Genomic DNA, 21,156 nt, shown 5'->3' on the forward strand with positions numbered 1-21,156 from the left:
GCGGCGGCTCCACTACGTTTGGCGCCATGGCCCGTCGTGCTTCTTCCGCCAAAGCCCTGCCCGAGCCCGTGGTGGACTCGGCCGCCGCCTCCAGCTTTCGACGGCGTCTGCATCGCTGGTATCGCGCCAATGCGCGTGATCTGCCCTGGCGCCGGACGCGGGATCCCTATCGGATCCTGATTTCCGAACTGATGCTGCAGCAGACGCAGGTCTCGCGTGTGCTCGACTTCTATGCGCGATTCCTCGATCGTTTTCCGACACTGGATGCACTGGCCGCGGCCCGTCCTCAACGTGTATTGGACGCGTGGTCGGGACTGGGCTACTACGCCCGTGCGCGCAACCTGCACGCGCTGGCCCGCGAAGTGCACGGCAATCGTGACGGCGTAATTCCTTCCGAACCCGAGGCCCTGCGTGCACTACCGGGCATTGGCGCCTACACGGCGGGCGCCGTGGCGTCATTTGCCTACGAAAAGCGCGCGGCGCTGGTGGACACGAACGTGGCCCGTGTGCTGCAGCGCTACTTCGCGCCGGAGCTTCCGCTCAAGTCTGGTGCGGGCCTTCGTCGACTCTGGAGCATTGCACAACAGTTGCTGCCGCGAACGGGTGCGCTCACCTGGACGCACAACCAGGCCCTGATGGAGTTGGGCGCCCTCGTGTGCAGCGCGCGCGCGCCGCAGTGTCCGGTGTGCCCGGTGCGCCGAGGTTGCGCGAGCAGCGAATTGCTGCAGAAAGCAAAACGGCCCACCAAGGTGGGCCGTGTGCCGCGCAAACCGAAAACGTCAGGCCGCAGCCAGCTGTGAACCGCAGCCGCTGCAGAAGCGGGAGCCGGCGACGTTGATGCTCGTGCCGCAGGTCCCACAGGCTCCAGGCAGATACCCACCGCAACCAGAGCAGTACAACGCGTCCGGTTCAGGACGCGGTCCGCAACTGGCGCAGGATTGCTGGCGCCCCCGCGCCTTCGCAATGGCGGCTTCCACGGGATCCGCGGCTTCGTCTGCGGCCGCATCTGCGGCAGCATCTGCGGCAGCGGACGACATGACCAGCGTGGCCGCTGATCCGCGATCAGCAGCCCGCAGCTCCTCGAGCGCGGCCTTGGTATAGCGCGCCTTCAGATCGGCGTAGTCACCGTCGCTGAGCTTGCCTGTCTCACGATCAAACTCGATCTCGCGCAGCGCATCGACGGCCGTGGACGGACGATCATCGTCATCGAGCGCAGACTTGCCGTCTCGAGCCGGCGTAATGATGGTGCCGGCAAGGAGGGGAGCCAACACCACGGTCAAGGCGCCGAGTGCGAGCAGGGTCCCCACGACGAGCGGCATCGCGCCTTCAGGAATGGCCATCAGCGGTCGTCCTTGAGTGCGGCCTGCAAGCGGGCGAGTTCATCGGGTGTGGCATCGAGGTCTGACAGCGCGTCGTTCGCGGAGGACGAAGACGCGGTTGCCGAGGCTGATACCAGGTCGCGTGCCGCCCGCGCCTCTGCCGCGCGGCGGGCGTTGAGGCGCCAGCTGCGCAGCAACACGCCAATCCCGACGGCGCCGAGCGCCAGTCCGGCAAAGGGCGCAAACCACGCCAGCAGATTGAAGCCCTGCTTGCGCGGTGAATTCAGAATGAAGTCCCCGTAGGTACCGATGAGGGCTTCCATGATCTCGTCTGCCGTGTATCCACCGTCCACGAGACGCTGGATGTCACCATGCACGGCAGGCGAGATACCACACTGAAAGTCCGTGGTGCGGCAGGTGTAGATGTCGAGCGTGCAGGGACAGGGGCAGGCCAGGTTGCGCTCGAAGGCCTCAACCTGCCTGGCGTCCATGGTGGGCTTGGCGCCCGGCTTGGGCGGACGCGACACCGGCTTGTACGAGTCGGCCGACATGGTCACGGTGCCGGTGCTCGCCTCAGGCTGCGCCGGTGCCGCCGCGTCCTGCGCCGTAGCGGGCCAGGCCATGCCCGCCACGCCAACCACGGTCACGCCGGTGCGAAACAGGAAATCCCGGCGCGTGCTGCGAAAAGACGACAAACGCCTCACGCGCCCGCTCCCGCCACTTCGGTGTCACGCCCCATCGGGATTTGCGCCACGTAGCCGCTCTCACGTTCGGCACGCTGCGCCTGCGGCCACATCACGATGAGGCCACCAAAGGCCATGATGATGCCGCCGAACCACACCCACCACACCAGCGGGTTGAAGTGGATGTGCACCGCCGCCGTTTCGCGATCGGCCGCGCCCGTGAACACGAGATACACATCCTGTTGCATGGACTCGAGGATACCCACTTCGGTCGACGGCTCGAACGTGGGCTCACCCTGCGTATTCACATGCTGGCGCTTTTCACTGGAAAGCAGGCCCATGGGCTTGCCGTCCTTGGTGACGTCGAAGGTAACCGACAGCACGCGGCGATTGAGCTGTTCGAAGCTCGAGAGGCCCTGGCTGGTGAACGTCCACTCGTGGCCGTACGGGTCCTTGGCCGTGACCGTCTCGCCGGTCTTGAGCAGGGCCGTTACGTCGGTCTTGAACATGAGACCCGCAAAGGCGCAGAACAGCAGCACCACACCGAAGTGCACGATGTAACCGCCGTAGCGACGGCGATTGCGCGCCACCAGACGCACCGACGCCACGGCAAGCCCTTCGTCATACATGCGGCGGCGGGCGCCGATGCCCTTGGCGAACTCCTGCACAATGGTGCCGATGACAAAACCGGCCAGCAGATAGGACACCAGCGCGTAGGGGTCGCGCATGCCGAGCGCGAGCAGCGCCACCAATGTGGCCACGCCGGCGATCACCGGCCAGGTGAACTGCCGCTGCAGATTGCTGACCGACGCCTTGCGCCACGCGATCAGCGGTCCGATACCGGTGAGCGCCAGCAGCAGCAACCCGAGGGGCGCGTTCACCGAATTGAAGAACGGCGGACCCACCGTGATCTTGTCGCCCTTCACCCACTCGCTGAGAATGGGGAAGATGGTGCCCCAGAGCGTGGCGAAGCAGATGCCGATGAGCACCAGATTGTTGTACAGGAAGGCGGCCTCGCGGCTCACCATGCTTTCCAGTTCGGCCTTGGCCTGCAGGTCGTTGAGCCGCGTGCTCACCAGCCAGGCCGTGAGCGCCGTGGCCGCAATGAGGAAGCCCAGGAACCAGTTGCCCACGTTGGACTGCGCGAAGGCATGCACGCTCTCGATGATGCCCGAGCGCGTGATGAAGGTGCCAAGGATGGTGAGCAGGAAGGACAGCACCACCAGCGTCACGTTCCACTTGCGCAGCATGCCGCGCTTTTCCTGGATCATGATGCTGTGCAGGAAAGCCGTCACCGTGAGCCACGGCAGGAAGGAGGAGTTCTCCACGGCATCCCAGGCCCAGTAGCCCGACCAGCCCAATTCCACATAGGCCCACCACATGCCCAGCACAATACCGATGGTCAGGAAGAACCAGCTCACCAGTGCCCAGCGACGCACGGCACCCAACCACTGCGCATCAAGCTGGCGCGTAATGAGCGCGCCCACGGCAAAGGCAAACGGCACCGACGTGGCGATGTAGCCGAGGTACAGCATGGGCGGATGCGCGGCCATGCCCGGATTCTGCAGCTGCGGGTTCATGCCGCGGCCGTCGATGGGCACCCAGTCGAGACGCTCGTAGGGATTGGCGCCGAATGCCGTCGTCATGAGGAAGAACAACGACACCACACCCAGCGTCCCTGTCACATACGGCATCATGCCGCGGTTGCTCTGCCGGTTGGCAAACACCGCGATAGCCGAGTACAGGGTGAGGATGAGCACCCAGAACAGCATCGACCCGGCCTGACCGGCCCAGAACGCCGTGAAGGTGTAAACCTTCGGCAGATTCGCGCTGGTATACGAGGCGACGAACTTGATCGAGAAATCGTGGGTGAACAACGCCACCCAGAGGCCGATCGAGGCGAGGAGAGTGAAGAAGAAGGTGGCGTACATGGCACGCTCACCGCTCTTCACCAGGTCGGCGCGGCCCTGAAGCCCGCCAGAGAACGACACGGTAGTCGTCCAGGCGGCCATGAGCAGGGCCACCCAGAGTGACAGTTCACCAACGAGAATCATCTGAGGCCTCGTGCCACGGATGTGGCGCGGTCGACGATGGAGTTACGCCTTGGGGACCGAGGCGGGATGCTGGGCGCCGGCCGGATACTGGCCGGGCTGGCCCGGGGCATTCTCATAACGGGACGCGCACTTGGCCAACAGCGTTGTGGCCTGGAAGGTGCCACTGGCATCCAGCCGACCCTCGACCACCACGTCCACGCCATCGGTGAACGTGTCAGGAGCGACGCCGCGATAGTGCACCTTGTAGGTCTGCGTGCCGTCGGTCATGCGGAACGTGAGTTCCCGACCGCTCGGATCGCGGTCAATCGACCCGGCTTCCACCCGTGCGCCCACCTTCACGCCATTCTTCTGGAAGCGCGGGCTGTCGGCCACCTTGGCCGCCAGTTCAGTGGGCGTGAGGTAATAGGTGGCCGTCTCGTCGATCGAGCTGGCCATCAGGTAGCTGGCGGTGCCGAGGACCAGCACGCCGCCGAGCAGGAACTTGTTGCGAGCTTTCATGATGCCGCCGCCCTGTGAGGGTCCGGTGAGGATACCTGCAAGATAGCCCCGAAGGTCCCCTTCCCGTCAGTGCTGAACGGATTCTGGGGCGCTATTGCTCCCGGTCACGTGCCCAGGCCAGTGTGGTCCGGACCGCGCGTCTCCAGCCGGCGTAGGCAGTGGACGCCGCCTCAGCCCCTTCGGCCGACGGCTCAAAGCGATCGAAGCGCCGACCGGCCAGAAACTCGCTCGCATCCCGCCAGACACCGGTCGCCAGACCCGCGAGCCCGGCCGCACCCAACGCCGTGGTCTCCACCAGATCCGGCCGCTCCACCGGCACATGCAGCACGTCGGCCTGGAACTGCATGAGCCAATCGTTGCCCGTGGCGCCACCGTCCACACGCAGCCGGTCGAAGGGCACCTGCCCCTGCGTGCGCATGTCGCCCAGCACGTCACGCGTGGCATAGGCCATGGCCTCGAGCGCGGCCCGCGCGAAATGCGCCGCCGTCGTGCCCCGCGTCAGTCCCACGATCGTGCCGCGCGCGTTGGGCTCCCAGTCCGGCGCGCCCAGCCCCACCAGGGCCGGCACGAAGTACACCCCCTCATTGGATGGCAGCGACCGCGCCATGGCCTCGGTGTCCTTGCTGGAAGCAATCACGCCGAGGCCATCTCGCAGCCACTGCACCGCCGCGCCAGCCACGAAGATGCTGGCCTCGAGCGCAAAGACCGGTTGACCCGTGGCGTCGCAGGCAATGGTCGTGAGCAAACCGGAGCCGGGTGCCGGCCGGTGCGCCCCGGTGTTGAGCAGCAGGAAGGCGCCCGTGCCATAGGTGTTCTTGCCGTCGCCGGGTGCCCACCCCCCCTGACCAAACAGGGCCGATTGCTGATCACCGGCAATGCCTGCAATGGGCACCACCGCCCCCAGCGTGGCCATGGTGCTGTGCCCCACTTCACCACTCGACGGCACGATGCGTGGTAGCACCTCCATGGGCACGCCAAACAGCGCGCACAACTCCGGCGACCATGTGCGCGTGCCCAGATCGTACAGCATGGTCCGCGAGGCATTCGTGTGGTCGGTGACATGCGCCGCCCCACCCGTGAGGTGCCACACCAGCCAACTGTCGATGGTGCCCGCCGCCAACTCGCCACGTGCAGCGCGCGCCGCGTGATCATGCTGCGCGAGCAACCACTCGAGCTTGGTGGCACTGAAGTACGGATCGGTGACGAGCCCCGTCCGCTCGGCAATCATGCTGGCCTGCGGCGCGAGGGCGGCACAGCGCTCCGCGGTTCGTCTGTCCTGCCACACGATCGCGCGATGCACCGCCCGTCCGGTGGCACGCTCCCACAGGACGATGGTCTCGCGCTGATTGGTGATGCCCACCGCCGCCGGCGTCTCACCAGCCGCCGCGATGGCCTCGCGCGCCGCGCTCAGTGTCTTCTCGAGAATCTCGTGCGGGTCGTGCTCCACCCAACCGGGCGCCGGAAAGTGCTGCGTGATTTCCCGGTAGGCGCGAGCGCGCACCTGCCCGTCGTGCGCAATCATGAGACAGGTGGTCCCAGTAGTCCCCTGGTCGATGGCCAGCACACAGGTCATGCAGTGTCTCCGGAAGACGGCGAACGGTTTCGCGTTGCGGCAGACACCGCGGCCTGGCGACGATCAGGGCGACTCGTCGTCGACGGCGAAGGGCGGCTCCACGAACCCGCGATCGGTGAGGTAGGCAGTGACGAACGCACGGGGGGTAACATCGAAGGCCGGGTTCCACGCCGGCACCGACGCCGGCAAGTCGCCGAGTTCGTCGGCCTGCCGATGTTCGATGACGATATGCGTGCCGGTGGGCGTGGCCCCATCGATGGTACTCCACGGCGCGGCCACATAAAAAGGCACGCCGTGCGCCTGCGCCGCCAGCGCCACGCCATAGGTGCCGATCTTGTTGGCCACATCGCCGTTGGCCGTGATGCGGTCGGCGCCCACGATCACGAGGTCCACGAGGCCCTGCGCAATGAGCGAGGCCGCGGCGCCATCGGGCAGCACACTGACGTTGATGCCGGCGCGTGCGAGTTCCCAGGCCGTGAGTCGGGCGCCTTGCCTGAGCGGTCGGGTTTCGTCGGCATACACGGTGAGCGCGCGACCGCGGGCATGCGCGGTGTACAGCGGTGCCAGCGCCGTACCAATGCCGGCCGTGGCCAACGCCCCCGCATTGCAGTGGGTGAGCACGCGGGCACCATCCGGAATGATGGACAGGCCATGCATGCCGATGCGTTCGCACATCGCCGCGTCTTCTGCCCGGATGGCTTCGGCTTCGTCTGCGAGCACGGCAAGCAGCTCGTCGTTGCGCACCGCCTCGGTGACCCGCTGCATGCGCTCAACGGCCCAGGCCAGATTGACCGCCGTGGGCCGGGCCGAGGCGAGTCGCGGCGCATATTCGGTCAGGAGATGCCGGGCCCGTGCGCCATCACCGCCACTCGCGTTGCGCAGCGCGACGCTGAGCCCGATGGCAGCGGCCACGCCGATGGCCGGTGCGCCTCGCACCGCGAGCGTGCGAATGGCGTCAATGACCTCATCCAGCGAGACGAGATCGCACTGCTGCTCGATGCCGGGCAGCAAACGCTGGTCGATGATGCGAAGAGCTTGGCGGTCCGGAGACCAGCCGACGGCGCGTGGTGGTTGCACGAAAGCAAACTACAACGGCACCCGTGCAAACCCGACGTAACAGTATGATCACGCCTGCCTCTGGCCCCCCGTTTAGATTTCCGGCCCGACCTCCAACCGCCCCGGATATGTCCTACCAGTTTCTGCAGTTCGACGTGGCCGACCGCATCGCCACCATCACGGTCAATCGCCCTGACAAGCTCAACGCGCTCAACGACGCGACGATTGCGGAGTTGGGAGCGGCCATCGACGAGGCCATTCAGCGAGACGACGTGGCCGGCGTGCTCCTGACCGGCGCCGGCCGGGCCTTCATTGCCGGCGCTGACATTTCCGAGCTGGAAAGCCAGTCGCCGCTCGATGGTCAGCGTCGGGCCCGGGTGGGCCAGGCCATTTTCCGCCGCTTCGAAACCAGCCCCAAGCCCACCATGGCCGTGATCAATGGCTTTGCGCTGGGCGGTGGGTGTGAGCTGGCCATGGCCTGTCATGTGCGCCTGGCGAGCGAAAAGGCCAAGCTGGGTCAGCCCGAGGTCAAGTTGGGTATCGTGCCCGGGTACGGTGGCACGCAGCGCCTGCCGCGGCTCGTGGGTCGCGGCGCGGCCCTCAAGCTGCTGCTCACCGGCGACATGATTGACGCGGCCGAAGCGCACCGTCTTGGCCTGGTCGATCAGGTGGTCGCTCCCGAGGCGCTCATGGACACGGCCCGTGCCGTCATGGGCAGCATGGTGGCCAACGCGCCGTTGGCTCTGGCCGGATGCATTGAAGCCGTGAACCGCGGGCAGGACACGGATCTGGTGCAGGGCTGCACCATCGAAAGTGATTTCTTCGGCCTGCTGTCTGCCACGGCTGACATGCGCGAGGGCATGCGCGCGTTTCTCGAGAAGCGCGCACCCAACTTCACGGGCGCCTGATCGTCGGTTGCTGCGGGGCCGGTGTGTGTCGTGCCGGCTCCGCAGCTATCGGCGTGCTGCGGCTACATGCTCGCACATCTCGCGCTTCGCGACTATCGCAATCTTGCCTCGCTTGACCTGACGGTTCCGGCCGCCGGGCTCGTGGTGGTGGGCGAGAACGGCCAGGGCAAGACCAACCTGCTCGAGGCCGTCGCCTACCTCGCGCTGCTGCGTTCGTTTCGCGGCGCGCGCGATGTCGACGTCGTGCGCTTTGGCGCGCCGGCCTTCCATGTGCGCGCAACGCTCTCGGCGCCTGCCCGCTGTCATACGGTGGGTGTGGGCTTTGAGCGGGCCAGCAAGCGCAAGCGCGCCACACTCGATGGCGTGGAACAGACACGCCTCACCCAGGCGCTTGGCGCTCTGCCCTCCGTGGAGTTTTCGCCGGCTGACGTTTCTCTCGTCGCGGGCGGTCCGGGTGAACGGCGGCACTACCTCGATGTCATGCTGGCGCTGTCGTCACCGGCGTACCTGCAGGCGCTGCAGCAGTACCGCGCCGCGCTGCTGCGCCGCAACGCCACCTTGCGTGCCTTGCAGCTCTCGGGCACGCGCCATGCGCCGGCTGACGAGCGGGTGAGTGTATGGGAGCCCGCGCTGGCGGAGTCGGGTGGCGTGGTGATCGCGGCCCGGCAACGCTTTGTTGCGGAGCACGCCGAGGGGTATGCGGCGTTGTGCGCGCAAATCGGTGAGCGGGACCTCGCCCACCTGCGCTACCAGAGCGTGAGCAGTGATGCCGGCGCGCCAGGCGACCATGCCGCACAGCAGCAGGCACTCCTGGCCGCGATGGCGGCGCAGCGTGGCAACGAGTTGCGTCGCGGCACCACGCTGGTGGGTCCACATCGCGATGATCTGGTCCTGCAACTCGGAGGGCGCGATCTGCGCACCTTTGGTTCAGCCGGTCAGCAGCGCAGCGCAGCCATTGCCCTTCGATTGCTCGAACTGGCGGTCTTGACGCGGGCCTTGGGTCACGCGCCCTTGCTGCTGCTCGATGACCCCTTTGCGGAACTGGATCTGGGTCGCGCGGCGCGGGTGCTGGACCTGCTCGAAGCCGCTGGCGCCGCGCAGGTGCTCTTGGCCGTGCCGCGCGAGGAGGATATCCCGCCGGCCTACACGCGGCTCGAGCGGCGCGTGATGCGGGGTGGGGTGCTGGGGTAGCAGGCGGTGGGCGGCAACCCTGAACTCAACACTTTGACTCAAACCTCACAGCTGACCGAACTCGCCGACGCTGCGTAGTTCGGTGAGCTTTGAGCTCTGAGTTGAAGTTTTGTGTTGCGAGTCGGTACGCTTCAGCAATGTCAGATCCCCGCAAACGCTCCCCCGCCAAACTCGGTGACGTCGTGGCCTCCGTGCTCGAGCACGCGGGGCTGTCGGGTCGTGTGGCGCAGGCGGCGGTCATTCCCGAATGGCCGCGGCTGGTGGGACCGCAGATTGCCGAGGTCACCGAGCCGCTGTTGCTGCAGCAGGATGGCACGCTGTGCGTGGCGGTGCGCACCCATGCGTGGATGCAGGAACTGACCCTGCTGGAGCCCGAGTTGCTGGGGTCGCTGAACGGCGATCCGGCACGGCCGCCAATTACCCGGCTGCGCTGGATGCTGCGCCGCTGACCCGCTTCGGGCCGCCAGCGCAAGCTATTGAAAAACAACAACTTGCGCGAATTGCGCGCGGTTGCTTCCGCCCTCCCGATCGGGTATATTTCGGGGTTGTGTTTCCGGGCCAGTTTTCGCCCGGACGATCTCCCCTCCGGCAGCAACCAGCAATGGCCAACAGCAGCAGCGAGTCCGAGAAGGAATACAGCGCAGGTAGTATCACCGTACTCAAGGGACTCGAAGCGGTCCGCAAGCGCCCGGGCATGTACATCGGCTCCACGTCGGCGCGCGGTCTGCACCACCTCGTCTACGAGGTGGTGGACAACTCCATCGACGAAGCCATGGCGGGACACGCCACGCGCGTGCACGTCACCATCCATGAGGACAATTCCATTTCCGTCGAGGATGACGGCCGTGGCATTCCCGTGGATGTGCATCCAGTGGAGAAGTTGCCCGGTGTGGAGATCGCGCTCACCGTGCTGCACGCCGGCGGCAAGTTCGAGAAAGACGCCTACGCGGTGTCCGGTGGTCTGCACGGCGTCGGCGTGTCGGTGGTGAATGCGCTCTCCGACAGCCTCAAGGTGTGGGTGAAGCAGCAGGGCAAGGAGCACTACATGGACTTTGCCCGTGGCACCACCACCACGAAGCTCAAGGTGCTGCGCAACGTGCCGGCCAAGGAAACCGGCACCAAGGTGTGGTTCAAGCCCGACGCGACGATCTTCCAGGAGACGACGCGCTACGAATGGGCCACACTGGCCAGCCGCCTGCGTGAATTGTCGTATCTCAACAAGGGCATTCAGATCACGCTCCGCGATGAGCGCCCGGAAGAATTCCGCGACGGGCAGCCGCGCGAGGAAGTGTTCTACGCGCGCGGCGGCCTCAAGGAGATGGTCACCTTCCTCATCGGCAGCAAGAAGCCGCTGCATCAGGATGTGGTGTATCTCGATACAAGCCGCGACGGCATCGGCATCGAGATGGCCATGCAGTACAACGACTCCTACGCCGACAACGTCTTTTCCTTCGTCAACAACATCAACACCCATGAGGGCGGCACGCACCTCACGGGCTTCAAGAGCGCGCTCACCTCGGTCATCAACAAGTACATCGAGAAGTCGAGCAACCTCAACAAGAAGGACAAGGAAATCCGCCTGTCCGGCGATGACGTGCGCGAAGGCCTCACCGCCGTACTCTCGGTGAAGGTGCGCGAGCCGCAGTTCGAAGGGCAGACCAAGACCAAGCTGGGCAACTCCGAGGCCGAAGGCGCGGTGCGCAGCGTCATCAACGAGCTGCTCTCGCAGTACCTCGAGGAGCACCCGAAGACGGCCAACGCCATCATCGACAAGGCCATCTCGGCGGCGCGGGCCCGCGAGGCTGCGCGCAAGGCGCGCGATCTCACACGCAAGAAGAGCGCGCTCGATGTGGCGGCGTTGCCCGGCAAGTTGGCCGACTGCTCTCTCTCGGACCCCACGCTGTGCGAGATCTATCTGGTTGAGGGTGACTCCGCCGGTGGTTCCGCCAAGCAGGGCCGCAAGCGTGATTTCCAGGCCATTCTGCCGCTGCGCGGCAAGATCATCAATGTGGAGAAGGCGCGCTTTGACAAGGTGCTCTCCAACGAGGAAATCCGCACCATCATCACGGCCATCGGCACCGGCATCAAGGAGGAGTTCGATCTCTCCAAGGCCCGGTACCACAAGATCATCATCATGACGGACGCCGACGTGGACGGCGCGCACATCCGCACGCTGCTGCTCACGTTCTTCTTCCGTCAGATGCCCGAGCTCATCGATGCGGGCTTCATGTACATCGCCCAGCCGCCGCTCTATCGCGTGGCCAAGGGCAAGGAAGAGTTCTACGCCTACTCCGAAAAGGAGCGCGACGCCTATGCCGAGCGGCTTGGCGGACCGGAAGGGCGCGGCAACATCATGGTGCAGCGCTACAAGGGTCTCGGTGAAATGAACCCCGAGCAGCTCTGGAAGACCACCATGGATCCGGAAACCCGCACCATGTTCCGCGTCACGATGGACGACGCGGTGGTTGCCGACCAGACCTTCCAGACCCTGATGGGTGACGACGTCGAGCCGCGTCGTCTGTTCATCGAAACCAACGCGCGCTTCGTGAGCAATCTCGACATCTGAGAGAGGCCACGCCTCACGGCGCGAATGCCGTGTGGCGTGACATGGCAAGACAAAGCGGCCCCGGTGAATGCACCGGGGCCGCTTTGTCTCATGCCCCCCGGATGTCACACTCAGCGAAACGGATCGCTGAATCGCGCATCGCGCGGAAAGACCGCGTGGGTCGCATGCGCTGATTCAAGCGCGGCGTGAACGTCCTGGCTCTGTGATCTAGGACAGTGGGCGAGACTCTTCCCCCACCTGCAGCAAACGCCTCGCCTCCGCGATGGCCTCACTGGTCCCCGCCAGCGCCAGAATATCCCCGACCTGCAGCACGTCACGGCCAACAGGGAGCAGCACCTGGTCGCCACCGCGGGTGATGGCGAGCACCACCGCGCCAGTGGACGAACGCAACTGCAAGTCCGCGAGTGAGCGACCGGCCGCGGGGCTGTCCATTGGAACCCGTACGGGCACTGGATCGCCAAGGCCGGGCACCACTTTGTACAGACGGTCGAGTGGTGGTGGGGATTCCACGGCGGGAGTCGTATCCGGCGCCATCTGCCGACCCAGTGCCGCCAGAATGATTTGCGCACCCGCCTGCGTGTGTCCCTGCAGTTCGGTGGTGCTGCGCCAGAAGGCCACAATGAACCAGGTCAGCACGAGGCCCAGCAGCAGCGGTGCTCGACCAAAGGGCACGAACGGTGCCGTGACGGCCAGCAACGGCACACCCACCAGCGAGACGATGGCCAATTGCAGGGTCGCGACCAATGCACGCCGCGGCGCGGCTGCGTAGTCGAGTCGCTTTTCGTCTTCGCGCGGGAGGGCGCGCGCGGCCAACAGCATGCCGAGCGTGCGCGCCATGCGCACGATGCCCACAAACAACGGCACCGCCACCAGTGCGGCACCCGCCAGGACCACCACATCAGCAGCGGTTGGCGTAAGACCTACTCCGCTGACCAGGCGGACAGACAGCACCTCCCGCTCCACAGCGGTACCGATGATCACACCAGCCAGCAGCGCCGCATCGAGTACGAGCCAGCGCACTTTGCGCTTGACGAGCAACTGCGTATTGCGCTCGACCGGCGTGCGACGAAGCCGCTCGATCCAGGTACCATAGAGGCTCACGAACGTCTGCAGCGGACGCGGCAGGTGCCGGTCCACCCACGCCGACACGGGGTCAGCCGCGCGAATGAACAGCGGCGTGGTGAGCGTGGTGATCGCCGACACGGCCACCGCAACCGGATACACAAAATCCCGCGTCGCGCCGTTGGCCAACCCCACACCGGCGATGATGAACGAAAACTCGCCGATCTGTGTGAGGCTCATGCCGGCCTTGGTGGCCGTGCGCGCATCATTGCCGCTGAGAAATGCCCCTACGGTCACGGCCAGCAGCTTGCCGCTCATGACCACCACCGTGAACAGCACCACGGCCACCCAGTTCTCCGCGATGAGACGCGGATCGATCATCATGCCCACCGACACGAAGAACACCGCCGCGAACATGTCACGCACACCGGCGATCGCATGCTCCACCTTGTGCGATTCACCCGACTCGGCAACCAGCGAGCCCGCGATGAACGCGCCCAGCGCCACCGAGTAGCCGAAGTTGAGAGCCAACAACGCGGCGGCAAAGCAGATGCCCAGGCTCACCACCAGCGTCGTTTCCGCGCGATCAAGCTTGATGACATGTCGCACCAGTCTCGGCACCACCAGCAGACCAACACCCACCAGGCCCACCAGGAACGCGCCAAGCCTCCCGGCGGTGACCAACAGCGACCCCGCACTCACGCCGCCACTGGCCGACATCGTGGTGAGCGCGGCAATCAGCAGAATGCAAATGAGGTCTTCAAAGATGAGAATGCCGAAGACGAGATCGACAAACCGCCCCTTTACACCCTGCTCGGCAAAAGCCTTCACAATGATGGTCGTGGACGAAATGGCCACGATGGCGCCGGCATAGATGCTTTCAAGCAGAGTCCAGCCGAGGAGTTGTGCCGCACCAAAACCGAACAGCGCCATGGCACTGCAGTCGATGAGGGCGACAAACCCAGACGTGGCCCCTACCTGGGCGAGTCGGCGCAGACTGAATTCGAGCCCGAGACCGAACATGAGCAGGATGACGCCCAGTTCGGACAGCGCGCTCACCATTTGCACATCCACGTTCAAGGGGATGGGCAGATGCGGTCCGACAATCATGCCAGCCAGGAGGTAGCCGAAGACGACCGGCTGCCGGATGCGCTGGAACACGAACGTGGTAACCGCCGCCACGCACAGAATGAGCGCGAGGTTGGTGAGAAACGCGTGCGCGTCGGGCATGGCCCCTCGGGAAGTCCGTCAAGAAAAACAAAGACCCGGTCGTCAGCACGACGACCGGGTCAGGATCAATCACCCACCGCCGCGACACTCAGGGCGTCTGATACTCACCCTTGGCCTGGCGACTCAGCTGGCGCGAGAAATTGAGCGCGACCGTGATGAGCGCGGCAAACAGCACCGTGAAGGCGATGTAGCACACCGTGGTGACCGTGGGCTCCATGCCGCCCGTGGGGCTCGGCGTGGCGATGTACATGACCAGACCGTACAGACCGAGCAACGGCAGCACGGCAGCGGCCGCCACCAGGCTGAGCAGGCGATTCGTGGACGGAGAGAGCATCGCGCGACAGGCATGGGCGCTGAGAGCGCCAGTGAAGAACTCGCGACGTGCCGGACTGCTGGCAATCGCTGACCTGCCAAAGGTAAGGGGTGAGGCCGGCTGCCGGTAGCTAGTCCAGTTCCCAGAGCTGCACGCCGGCCTCAGTGACGCGGTGGGAAATGAGCGGCAGAGGCGGCTCCGCGTCGTCGGCCACCCGAATGGCGCCGGCAAGCGCCTCGCGCCCCCGCTGGATGCCTGTCGCGTCGGCCGCAAAGATCGTGGCCAGTGGCTCGCCCGCCCGCACCACGTCCCCTGGCCGGGCCGTGATGACAAAGCCCACGGAAGCGTCGACCTGGTCTTCCACCCGCGTCCGGCCGCCGCCCAAGGCGGTGATGCCCCGCCCCACCGCGCGCGGTTCGACCTGTGCCACCACACCGGCACGGGTGGCCACGAACAGCTCCACTTCGGCCGCCTGCGGCAGAATGGACGGGTCGTCCACCACGGCCGGGTTGCCACCCTGTGCCTCGATGATCTGCTGAAAGCGCTCAGCGGCCTTGCCGCTGGAAATGGCCACCTCCATGCGGCGACGGGCCTCATCACGATCGGCGGCGGCGCCACCCAGCAGCAGCATTTCAGCGCCCAGGGCATAGGTCACCGCCATCAGATCCGGCGGGCCTTCTCCGCGCAGCGCCATGATGGACTCCTCCACCTCGAGCGCATTGCCACAGGCGCGGCCCAACGGGCGGTCCATGGCCGTGAGGAGCGCCACCACCGGGCAGCCGTGATCGGCCCCAAGCGAGACCATGGTCTGCGCGAGCTCGAGTCCGCGATCAAGCTCCGGAAGAAAGGCACCCGAGCCGCGCTTCACGTCGAGCACCAGGCCGGTCAGGCCCTCGGCCAGCTTCTTGGACATGATGCTGGCGGCAATGAGGGGAATGCTCTCGACGGTGCTGGTGGCGTCGCGCAGCGCATAGAGCTTGCGGTCGGCCGGTGCGATCTCGCGCGTTTGTCCAATCAGAGCGCAGCCGAGGGTCTCGAGCTGACGGGTGGCGGCCGCCAGCGTCAGGTCGGTGCGAAAACCGGGGATCGACTCGAGCTTGTCGAGGGTACCTCCTGTGTGACCGAGCCCGCGCCCGGACATCATGGGCACGTTCACACCACAGGCGGCCACGAGGGGGGCCAGGACGAGGGATACTTTGTCCCCCACACCACCGGTGGAGTGCTTGTCCACGCGGCCGCCACGCAGGTGGTCGAGGTCGAGCGTGGCACCGCTTTGCAGCATGGCGTCGGTCAGGCCCCCAAGTTCTTCGCGGTCGAGACCAACGAAGAATATGGCCATGGCGAGGGCCGCCATCTGGTAGTCAGGCACCGCTCCCGCAGCGTACTGCTGCATGAGCAGCCGCCACTCGGCGGGCGCAATGCGTCCGCCATCACGCTTCCGTTCGATCAGTGCACGCGCTTCCATACGTCATGCCAAGCTACACCTACATTTCGCCGCGTGCACTCTGCACCGGGCTGCTGCTGCTGGGGTCGGCCACACTGTGGCCGGGCCTGGTCAGGGCCCAGGGGAGTGCAGTGGCACCGAGCGGAGCGGGTGCAGCGTCATCCACCCTTGGCGGCGCCGGGGTGGAGGCCCTTGTGGCGCAGGGCGACCGTGAGAGCGCCGCGCGTCGCTCTGCGGCGGCCCTGGCCTTGTTTGAACGCGCGGTGGCGGTCGACGGGCGTCATGCGCCGGCGCTCTGGCGCGCGGCACGTGAGGCGGTGGACCTTGGCGAGGTCGAGGGCGACACACAAAAGCGCAGCGCGCTGTACGCCCGCGCGGTGACGCATGCGCGCCGGGCGGTGGAGGTCGCGCCCACCGAGGCGGAGGCCCGGTTTCAGCTGGCGCGCGCGGTCGGGCGTACTGCCCTGACACTCGGTCCACGGGACCGCGTGAAGTTCGCCACCGAAGTGCGCGATCATGCACTCGAAGCCTTGCGACTGGACGCGCGCCATGCCGGTGCGCTGCACGTGCTGGGGGTGTGGCACGCCGAAGTGATGCGGCTCAATGGCTTCACGCGCGCCATGGCGCGCACGTTTCTGGGCGGCAAGGTGTTTGAATCGGCCAGTTGGGCCGAAGCCGTGCGTCACCTGGAAGAATCCGTGCGCATCGAGCCCACACGGCTGGTACACCGACTTGACCTGGCGCGCATATACCGCGACATGGGCCGCCGGGCCGATGCACGTGCCTCGTATGAAGCGGCTCTGCGGTCGCCGCTCATTGACGCCAACGACGAGTACTACCGGCAGAGCGCCGAAGCCGAGCTCCGGCGCCTGCCGCGGTAGGTCCCCGTCTCGCGGGTGCTACCAGCGCCCGCCGTTTCGGACCGTGTCGCGCACGGTTTCGCGGGCGCCGTCCACCAATGCACGACCGCGCTTCATGCCGCGCCGCGCCAGACGTCGCGCCGAGCGGGTGGTTTCGTCCCGCAGCTCCTCCACGGCATCGGTGCTGCGATCGTAGAGGCGACGCGCGCCGCGCCGCAGTTGGCGCCGTGTGTCCGCGCCGCTGGCCGGCGCGAGCAGGAGCGCCGCACCTGCGCCCAGGGCCAACCCGATCAGTACGCCCACGCCAAGGGCTCTCGGGTCGAGCCGGCCACCCTGCTCGTGTTCCGAATCGTGCTCGTCGTGTGTGTCGCGTCCGAACATGCTGCCTCCTGCGCGTGCTGCGCGATGATGTGGAATGGAAATATGGCCCGCGAAGCGACGGACCATCAGGGTGACGAATCGCACGGCGGCGGTAGATTCCCGGCATGACTGCCGTGCCCCCGTCCATCGCCCAGCGCGCCGAATCACTGCGACTGCAACTCAGCCGTGCGCAGTACGAGTACTACGTGCTCGACGCCCCCGTCCTCTCAGATGCGGAATACGACCGTTTGTTCCGCGAACTGCAGGACCTGGAGCACCAATACCCCACACTGCGTACAGAAGATTCACCGACCCAGCGAGTCGGTGCGCCGGTGCAGGCGTCACTGGCCACGCATCGCCACCTCGTGCGCATGATGTCGCTCGACAATGCGTTCAACGACGACGAGTTGCGCGACTTCGAGAAATCGATCGAGCGGGTCGTTGGTGATGCCGTGCACAAATCCGGATACACCGTCGAACTCAAAATCGACGGCGCGGCGGTGGCCCTCACGTATCGCGACGGCGTGTTGGTGACGGCTGCGACACGCGGCGACGGAACCGAAGGCGAAGATGTGACGGCGAACGTGCGCACCATCGGCGGTGTGCCGCTGCGTCTGCTGGGCGACGGGCATCCACCACTGATGGAGATTCGTGGCGAGATCTATCTGCCATTCGCCGGCTTCGAGCGCATGAACGACGCGCGCGTGGCGGCGGGCGAACCGGTGTACGTGAACCCGCGCAACGCGGCCGCCGGATCACTGCGTCAGCTCGATCCCTCCATCACGGCGCAGCGCCCGCTGCGATTCTTCGGCTACGCGGCCGTGTTGCCCGATGGGCGCGTTCCCGCGCGCACGCAATGGGATCTGCTCGAGCAGTTGAGTGCCTGGGGCATTCCGGTGGCACCGCACCGCGCGCGCTGCGACACCATGGCCGAAGTCGCAGCGTGGGCGCACACGGTGGAACACGAAACGCGCGCGCAGTTGGGATTTGCCATCGACGGTGGCGTGGTGAAGCTCAATGACGTGGCGCTGCAGGATGAGTTGGGTGTGCGCAACGATCGCACGCCGCGCTGGGCCGTCGCGCGCAAGTTCGCTCCGGACATGGCCGTCACACGTCTCGAGCGGATCGATGTGAATGTGGGCCGCACGGGTGTGCTGACACCCTTTGCCGTGCTCGATCCGGTGGAAGTGGGCGGTGCCACGGTCACGTTTGCCTCGCTGCACAACGCGGATCAGATCGCGGCCAAGGATCTGCGCGAAGGCGACATGGTGCAGGTGGTGCGGGCCGGCGACGTGATTCCCTACGTGCTGGGGCCGGTGCCGGAGCGCCGCACAGGCAGTGAACAGCCCTGGCAGATGCCCACACACTGCCCGCGCTGTCAGACGGCCGTTGTGCGCGAAGGCGAGGACGTGGCCACCTACTGCCCCAACGTGGCGTGTCCAGGGCGGCAGCTTGAAGGGCTCGTGCACTTTGCGAGCAAGGACGCCATGGACATCGACGGCCTGTCCTATGCACGTCTGCAACAGCTGCTTGATGCCGATCTCGTACACGATTGTGCCGATCTGTTCGACGTGACCGTGGCGCAGCTCGTGACCCTCGAGCGCTTCGGCCAGAAGAGCGCTGAGAATCTGGTGCAGGCCATGCAGACCGCCAAGCAGCAGCCCCTTTCGCGTCTGCTCTTCGCGCTCGGCATTCGCCACGTGGGCGCACAGGCGGCGCAATTGCTGGCGCGGCAGTTCGGCAGCATGGACGCGCTCATGTCCGCGACGCCCGAGCAACTGGCGGCGGTGCGTGGCATCGGGGATATCATCGCCCAATCAGTCGGCGAGTACTTCGCCAATCCCAGTGTGCGGGATCTGGTGGAGCGTATGCGGGCCCGTGGACTGCGCTTCGACGAGCCCAACGCGGTACAGGCCGATGGGCCGCTCACCGGCGCCACCGTGGTCATTACCGGCACCCTGCCCACCCTGTCGCGCGGTGAGGCCACGGCGCTCGTGGAGCAGGCGGGCGGCCGGGTGACGAGCAGCGTGTCCCGTAAGACCACCTTCGTAGTGGCTGGCGAAGAGGCGGGCAGCAAGCTGGACAAGGCCAGGGAGCTTGGTGTCGAGGTGATCGACGAGGCCGAGCTGCGGCGGCGGGCCTCGGCGTGAGTTCGCCCGCGTGGGCGCGTCCAGCCGCTGCTCGGGCCGACTGGCCGAACAGCAACGGCACGGCTCGTCACAGCCCCGGACGCTTGACGTGACCGCCTCCATTGGCGAGCGTCACGCTGACATGAGCCCTGCCCTGCCTCCGACCGCCCTGCGCCGCGTGAGCGTGCCCGCCGAACTCTTCGACGGGCTGCGTCTCGCGGCTGCCTCCGTGCCCGACGCCATACGCGACGCCGGCTTCGTGACCGGCCAGGCGCTGTACGACCAGTTTGCCGCCTGGCTGGACGAGCAGGGTGAGACCGCGCCCGCCCACCTCGCGGACGACCGCTTTCCCTGGTTGCTGCAGGCCTTCTTTCACGACCTGGGCTGGGGCCGCGTCGAACTGGTGCCACTCAGCGAGGCCGTCATGTCGCTCGAGGCCAGTGAGTGGAGCGAGGCTGGCGAGTCGGGCGGCGGCTGCCCCGTGAGCGTCGGGGTGTTTGCCGGATTCTTTGGCCGACTGGCCGAAGCGCCCATTGCCGTGCTCGAAGTCAGCCCGGAGGGCGAAGCCGGCCGTGGCCGATTCCTGCTCGGCTCCGTGGACGTGATGGACTACGTGTGGGAAGCCATGCAGCGCGGCATTCCCTACGACCGGGCCGCCGCCAGCGCCTGACGCTCAGGGGTCCGTCAGGACCCCGGCATACTTGGGATTGGGGCGCAGCTCCCCGTCCACGAGCACTTCGCGGTCCCAGGGCAGGACGATCATGGCCTGCGTGGCAAGCGCATGATAGTCAGGGGCGTAGCTGCCAGTGCGAAAGCTGACTGCGGTGCGGACTTCGCGTGCACCGGCATTGACGATGGCACCCACTGCCAGTCGCAGCGTCTGCCCCGAGTCGCAGGTCTCGTCCACGAGCAGCACGCGCTTGTTGCGCACGTCGGCTGGCGCGGCCCCAAACACAGCGGGCGTTTCCCGCACCTGCGCTGCGCTGTAACGCCGCGAAATCAGGATGGAGTGAAACGGCAGGTCGAGTATGGCGGCGACGGCCGCACCGGGCACGACCCCCGCAGTGGCGACGCCCACGACCAGATCGGGCATCCATTCGCGCGCCACGCGCAGGGCCAGGGCGCGCGAGAGCTCACCGAACAGCGGCCAGTCGACGATGAGAACCCCTTTGTTGGGATCGGGGGCGTACGGCATGGGTCCTGACATCGTCAGCTCCGGAGGGGGATGGGGGAGTCTAGCCCCGGATGGGGTCACCGGCAACGCAGCGTGACAGGTGGCTCGCTGTGAGCTTGTAGCCACGCGGACGCGCCGATAGGTTAGCTCAGCACGATTCGGCGTGCCGAGTCTCTTCTTCTTTTCCCTCACGACACTCCGCGAGCCCATGACCTGGTGGCGCCGTCTCGTGGGCGGCTCGTCCGGGCGCGATCCGCGCCAACCGGATTTCCTCTCTGAAGCGCTCGATCTCGAATCGCGCGGCGATTACGCGAACGCCCTCACATCGTACCGGCTCGCGCTGCGCGAGCATCCGGACGATCTGCGCGTGCTGCAGAACATCGCCATCGCCTTCTCCAAGACCGGTCAACCGGAGGAGGCCATCCGCACCTATCGGCGCGCACTGCAACTCGACGCCGACCTGCCTGGCGCGCACTACGGCCTGGCCTTCCTGCTGCTCAAGCGTGGCGACACGGCGCATGCGGGCATGCATCTCGAGGCCTTCCTGCGTGTGACGCGCGCCGACGACGCCGGGTCGGCGAAGTTTCGCGCGCATGCGGAGCGCACCCTGACGCAGCTCCAGGGCAACGGATTCTCCGAACAGGCCGACGCGACGTCAGAGGACGGCATGCACGAGGCGCCTGGTGATGAGTCCGTCGCCGATGGCTGGACGGACGACCGCGCGCGTGAGGGCTGA

Annotated in this window: 20 protein-coding genes; 9 read left to right on the forward strand and 11 right to left on the reverse strand. The window is 66.5% G+C overall.

Going from position 1 to position 21,156, the window contains the following annotated elements:
* Positions 1 to 26: 26 nt before the first annotated feature.
* A complete protein-coding gene (locus B2747_RS17905; RefSeq protein ID WP_291164172.1) occupies positions 27 to 800 on the forward strand; it encodes a hypothetical protein in 774 nt (257 codons plus the stop codon).
* Here the strand turns inward: B2747_RS17905 and B2747_RS17910 are convergent.
* From B2747_RS17910 to mtnA, 6 genes are all read right to left on the reverse strand, one after another.
* Positions 780 to 1,340 carry a zinc ribbon domain-containing protein gene (locus B2747_RS17910; RefSeq protein WP_291164175.1) on the reverse strand — a complete coding sequence of 187 codons (561 nt, stop codon included), beginning with the start codon at positions 1,338 to 1,340 and terminating at the stop codon, positions 780 to 782. The genes B2747_RS17905 and B2747_RS17910 overlap by 21 nt on opposite strands.
* Positions 1,340 to 2,023 carry a cytochrome c-type biogenesis protein gene (locus tag B2747_RS17915; protein WP_291164178.1) on the reverse strand — a complete coding sequence of 228 codons (684 nt, stop codon included), beginning with the start codon at positions 2,021 to 2,023 and terminating at the stop codon, positions 1,340 to 1,342. The genes B2747_RS17910 and B2747_RS17915 overlap by 1 nt, the downstream gene beginning before the upstream one ends.
* Positions 2,020 to 4,056, reverse strand: coding sequence for a heme lyase CcmF/NrfE family subunit (locus B2747_RS17920; protein WP_291164181.1), 2,037 nt, complete (start codon positions 4,054 to 4,056; stop codon positions 2,020 to 2,022). Before B2747_RS17920 ends, B2747_RS17915 begins: the two co-directional genes overlap by 4 nt.
* Before the next feature lie 42 nt (positions 4,057 to 4,098).
* On the reverse strand, positions 4,099 to 4,554 hold the full coding sequence (locus B2747_RS17925; RefSeq protein ID WP_291164184.1) for a cytochrome c maturation protein CcmE: 456 nt from the start codon (positions 4,552 to 4,554) through the stop codon (positions 4,099 to 4,101).
* A gap of 91 nt (positions 4,555 to 4,645) precedes the next feature.
* Positions 4,646 to 6,127 (reverse strand): glycerol kinase GlpK, encoded by a 1,482-nt coding sequence (glpK, locus tag B2747_RS17930; protein ID WP_291164187.1) that lies wholly within the window; start codon positions 6,125 to 6,127, stop codon positions 4,646 to 4,648.
* Positions 6,128 to 6,190: 63 nt separating this feature from the next.
* Positions 6,191 to 7,204 (reverse strand): S-methyl-5-thioribose-1-phosphate isomerase, encoded by a 1,014-nt coding sequence (gene mtnA, locus B2747_RS17935; RefSeq protein ID WP_291164190.1) that lies wholly within the window; start codon positions 7,202 to 7,204, stop codon positions 6,191 to 6,193.
* A gap of 107 nt (positions 7,205 to 7,311) precedes the next feature.
* Here mtnA and B2747_RS17940 point away from each other — a divergent pair, with 107 nt between their 5' ends.
* The 4 genes from B2747_RS17940 to gyrB all read left to right on the forward strand — a co-directional run bounded on the left by B2747_RS17940 (position 7,312) and on the right by gyrB (position 11,848).
* The gene (locus B2747_RS17940) at positions 7,312 to 8,091 is read left to right on the forward strand and encodes an enoyl-CoA hydratase-related protein (protein WP_291164192.1); all 780 of its coding nucleotides are present in this window, start codon (positions 7,312 to 7,314) and stop codon (positions 8,089 to 8,091) included.
* Between the two features lie 66 nt (positions 8,092 to 8,157).
* Positions 8,158 to 9,282 (forward strand): DNA replication/repair protein RecF, encoded by a 1,125-nt coding sequence (recF, locus tag B2747_RS17945; RefSeq protein ID WP_291164195.1) that lies wholly within the window; start codon positions 8,158 to 8,160, stop codon positions 9,280 to 9,282.
* Positions 9,283 to 9,419: 137 nt separating this feature from the next.
* Positions 9,420 to 9,731 carry a DUF721 domain-containing protein gene (locus B2747_RS17950; protein ID WP_291164198.1) on the forward strand — a complete coding sequence of 104 codons (312 nt, stop codon included), beginning with the start codon at positions 9,420 to 9,422 and terminating at the stop codon, positions 9,729 to 9,731.
* A gap of 152 nt (positions 9,732 to 9,883) precedes the next feature.
* Positions 9,884 to 11,848 (forward strand): DNA topoisomerase (ATP-hydrolyzing) subunit B, encoded by a 1,965-nt coding sequence (gyrB, locus tag B2747_RS17955; protein WP_291164201.1) that lies wholly within the window; start codon positions 9,884 to 9,886, stop codon positions 11,846 to 11,848.
* A 207-nt stretch (positions 11,849 to 12,055) separates the two neighbouring features.
* Here the strand turns inward: gyrB and B2747_RS17960 are convergent, their stop codons facing one another.
* The 3 genes from B2747_RS17960 to B2747_RS17970 all read right to left on the reverse strand — a co-directional run bounded on the left by B2747_RS17960 (position 12,056) and on the right by B2747_RS17970 (position 15,918).
* Positions 12,056 to 14,140, reverse strand: coding sequence for a cation:proton antiporter (locus tag B2747_RS17960; RefSeq protein WP_291164204.1), 2,085 nt, complete (start codon positions 14,138 to 14,140; stop codon positions 12,056 to 12,058).
* Between the two features lie 88 nt (positions 14,141 to 14,228).
* Positions 14,229 to 14,474, reverse strand: a complete 246-nt coding sequence (locus tag B2747_RS17965) for a hypothetical protein (RefSeq protein WP_291164207.1) — start codon at positions 14,472 to 14,474, stop codon at positions 14,229 to 14,231.
* Between the two features lie 109 nt (positions 14,475 to 14,583).
* A complete protein-coding gene (locus tag B2747_RS17970; protein WP_291164210.1) occupies positions 14,584 to 15,918 on the reverse strand; it encodes a thymidine phosphorylase in 1,335 nt (444 codons plus the stop codon).
* A gap of 5 nt (positions 15,919 to 15,923) precedes the next feature.
* On the opposite strand from B2747_RS17970, the gene B2747_RS17975 reads away from it, so the two are divergent.
* Positions 15,924 to 16,778: a hypothetical protein gene (locus B2747_RS17975; protein WP_291164213.1), complete on the forward strand. Its 855-nt coding sequence runs from the start codon at positions 15,924 to 15,926 to the stop codon at positions 16,776 to 16,778.
* Positions 16,779 to 16,796: 18 nt separating this feature from the next.
* Here B2747_RS17975 and B2747_RS17980 read toward each other — a convergent pair whose 3' ends face one another.
* Entirely contained in the window at positions 16,797 to 17,138 is a 342-nt protein-coding gene (locus tag B2747_RS17980) for a YtxH domain-containing protein (protein WP_291164216.1), read from the reverse strand.
* Positions 17,139 to 17,242: 104 nt separating this feature from the next.
* On the opposite strand from B2747_RS17980, the gene ligA reads away from it, so the two are divergent.
* Entirely contained in the window at positions 17,243 to 19,267 is a 2,025-nt protein-coding gene (ligA, locus tag B2747_RS17985; RefSeq protein ID WP_291164219.1) for an NAD-dependent DNA ligase LigA, read from the forward strand.
* A gap of 88 nt (positions 19,268 to 19,355) precedes the next feature.
* On the forward strand, positions 19,356 to 19,916 hold the full coding sequence (locus tag B2747_RS17990; RefSeq protein ID WP_291164222.1) for a hypothetical protein: 561 nt from the start codon (positions 19,356 to 19,358) through the stop codon (positions 19,914 to 19,916).
* Positions 19,917 to 19,919: 3 nt separating this feature from the next.
* On the opposite strand, the gene B2747_RS17995 is transcribed toward B2747_RS17990, so the two are convergent.
* Positions 19,920 to 20,453, reverse strand: coding sequence for a phosphoribosyltransferase (locus tag B2747_RS17995; RefSeq protein ID WP_291164225.1), 534 nt, complete (start codon positions 20,451 to 20,453; stop codon positions 19,920 to 19,922).
* A 130-nt stretch (positions 20,454 to 20,583) separates the two neighbouring features.
* Between B2747_RS17995 and B2747_RS18000 the strand changes: the two genes are divergently transcribed.
* On the forward strand, positions 20,584 to 21,156 hold the full coding sequence (locus B2747_RS18000; RefSeq protein ID WP_291164228.1) for a tetratricopeptide repeat protein: 573 nt from the start codon (positions 20,584 to 20,586) through the stop codon (positions 21,154 to 21,156).

Source organism: Gemmatimonas sp. UBA7669 (assembly GCF_002483225.1).
Classification (GTDB): domain Bacteria; phylum Gemmatimonadota; class Gemmatimonadetes; order Gemmatimonadales; family Gemmatimonadaceae; genus Gemmatimonas.

Bases quoted from the DNA above. Each gene is read 5' to 3' on its own strand.
- B2747_RS17960 (WP_291164204.1), bottom strand. From the start codon at position 14,140: ATGCCCGACGCGCACGCGTTTCTCACCAACCTCGCGCTCATTCTGTGC.
- B2747_RS17925 (WP_291164184.1), bottom strand. From the start codon at position 4,554: ATGAAAGCTCGCAACAAGTTCCTGCTCGGCGGCGTGCTGGTCCTCGGC.
- B2747_RS17965 (WP_291164207.1), bottom strand. From the start codon at position 14,474: ATGCTCTCTCCGTCCACGAATCGCCTGCTCAGCCTGGTGGCGGCCGCT.
- B2747_RS17995 (WP_291164225.1), bottom strand. From the start codon at position 20,453: ATGTCAGGACCCATGCCGTACGCCCCCGATCCCAACAAAGGGGTTCTC.
- B2747_RS17970 (WP_291164210.1), bottom strand. From the start codon at position 15,918: ATGGAAGCGCGTGCACTGATCGAACGGAAGCGTGATGGCGGACGCATT.
- B2747_RS17910 (WP_291164175.1), bottom strand. From the start codon at position 1,340: ATGGCCATTCCTGAAGGCGCGATGCCGCTCGTCGTGGGGACCCTGCTC.
- B2747_RS17940 (WP_291164192.1), top strand. From the start codon at position 7,312: ATGTCCTACCAGTTTCTGCAGTTCGACGTGGCCGACCGCATCGCCACC.
- B2747_RS17980 (WP_291164216.1), bottom strand. From the start codon at position 17,138: ATGTTCGGACGCGACACACACGACGAGCACGATTCGGAACACGAGCAG.
- ligA (WP_291164219.1), top strand. From the start codon at position 17,243: ATGACTGCCGTGCCCCCGTCCATCGCCCAGCGCGCCGAATCACTGCGA.
- B2747_RS17920 (WP_291164181.1), bottom strand. From the start codon at position 4,056: ATGATTCTCGTTGGTGAACTGTCACTCTGGGTGGCCCTGCTCATGGCC.
- B2747_RS17975 (WP_291164213.1), top strand. From the start codon at position 15,924: ATGCCAAGCTACACCTACATTTCGCCGCGTGCACTCTGCACCGGGCTG.
- B2747_RS17950 (WP_291164198.1), top strand. From the start codon at position 9,420: ATGTCAGATCCCCGCAAACGCTCCCCCGCCAAACTCGGTGACGTCGTG.
- B2747_RS17905 (WP_291164172.1), top strand. From the start codon at position 27: ATGGCCCGTCGTGCTTCTTCCGCCAAAGCCCTGCCCGAGCCCGTGGTG.
- gyrB (WP_291164201.1), top strand. From the start codon at position 9,884: ATGGCCAACAGCAGCAGCGAGTCCGAGAAGGAATACAGCGCAGGTAGT.
- recF (WP_291164195.1), top strand. From the start codon at position 8,158: ATGCTCGCACATCTCGCGCTTCGCGACTATCGCAATCTTGCCTCGCTT.
- glpK (WP_291164187.1), bottom strand. From the start codon at position 6,127: ATGACCTGTGTGCTGGCCATCGACCAGGGGACTACTGGGACCACCTGT.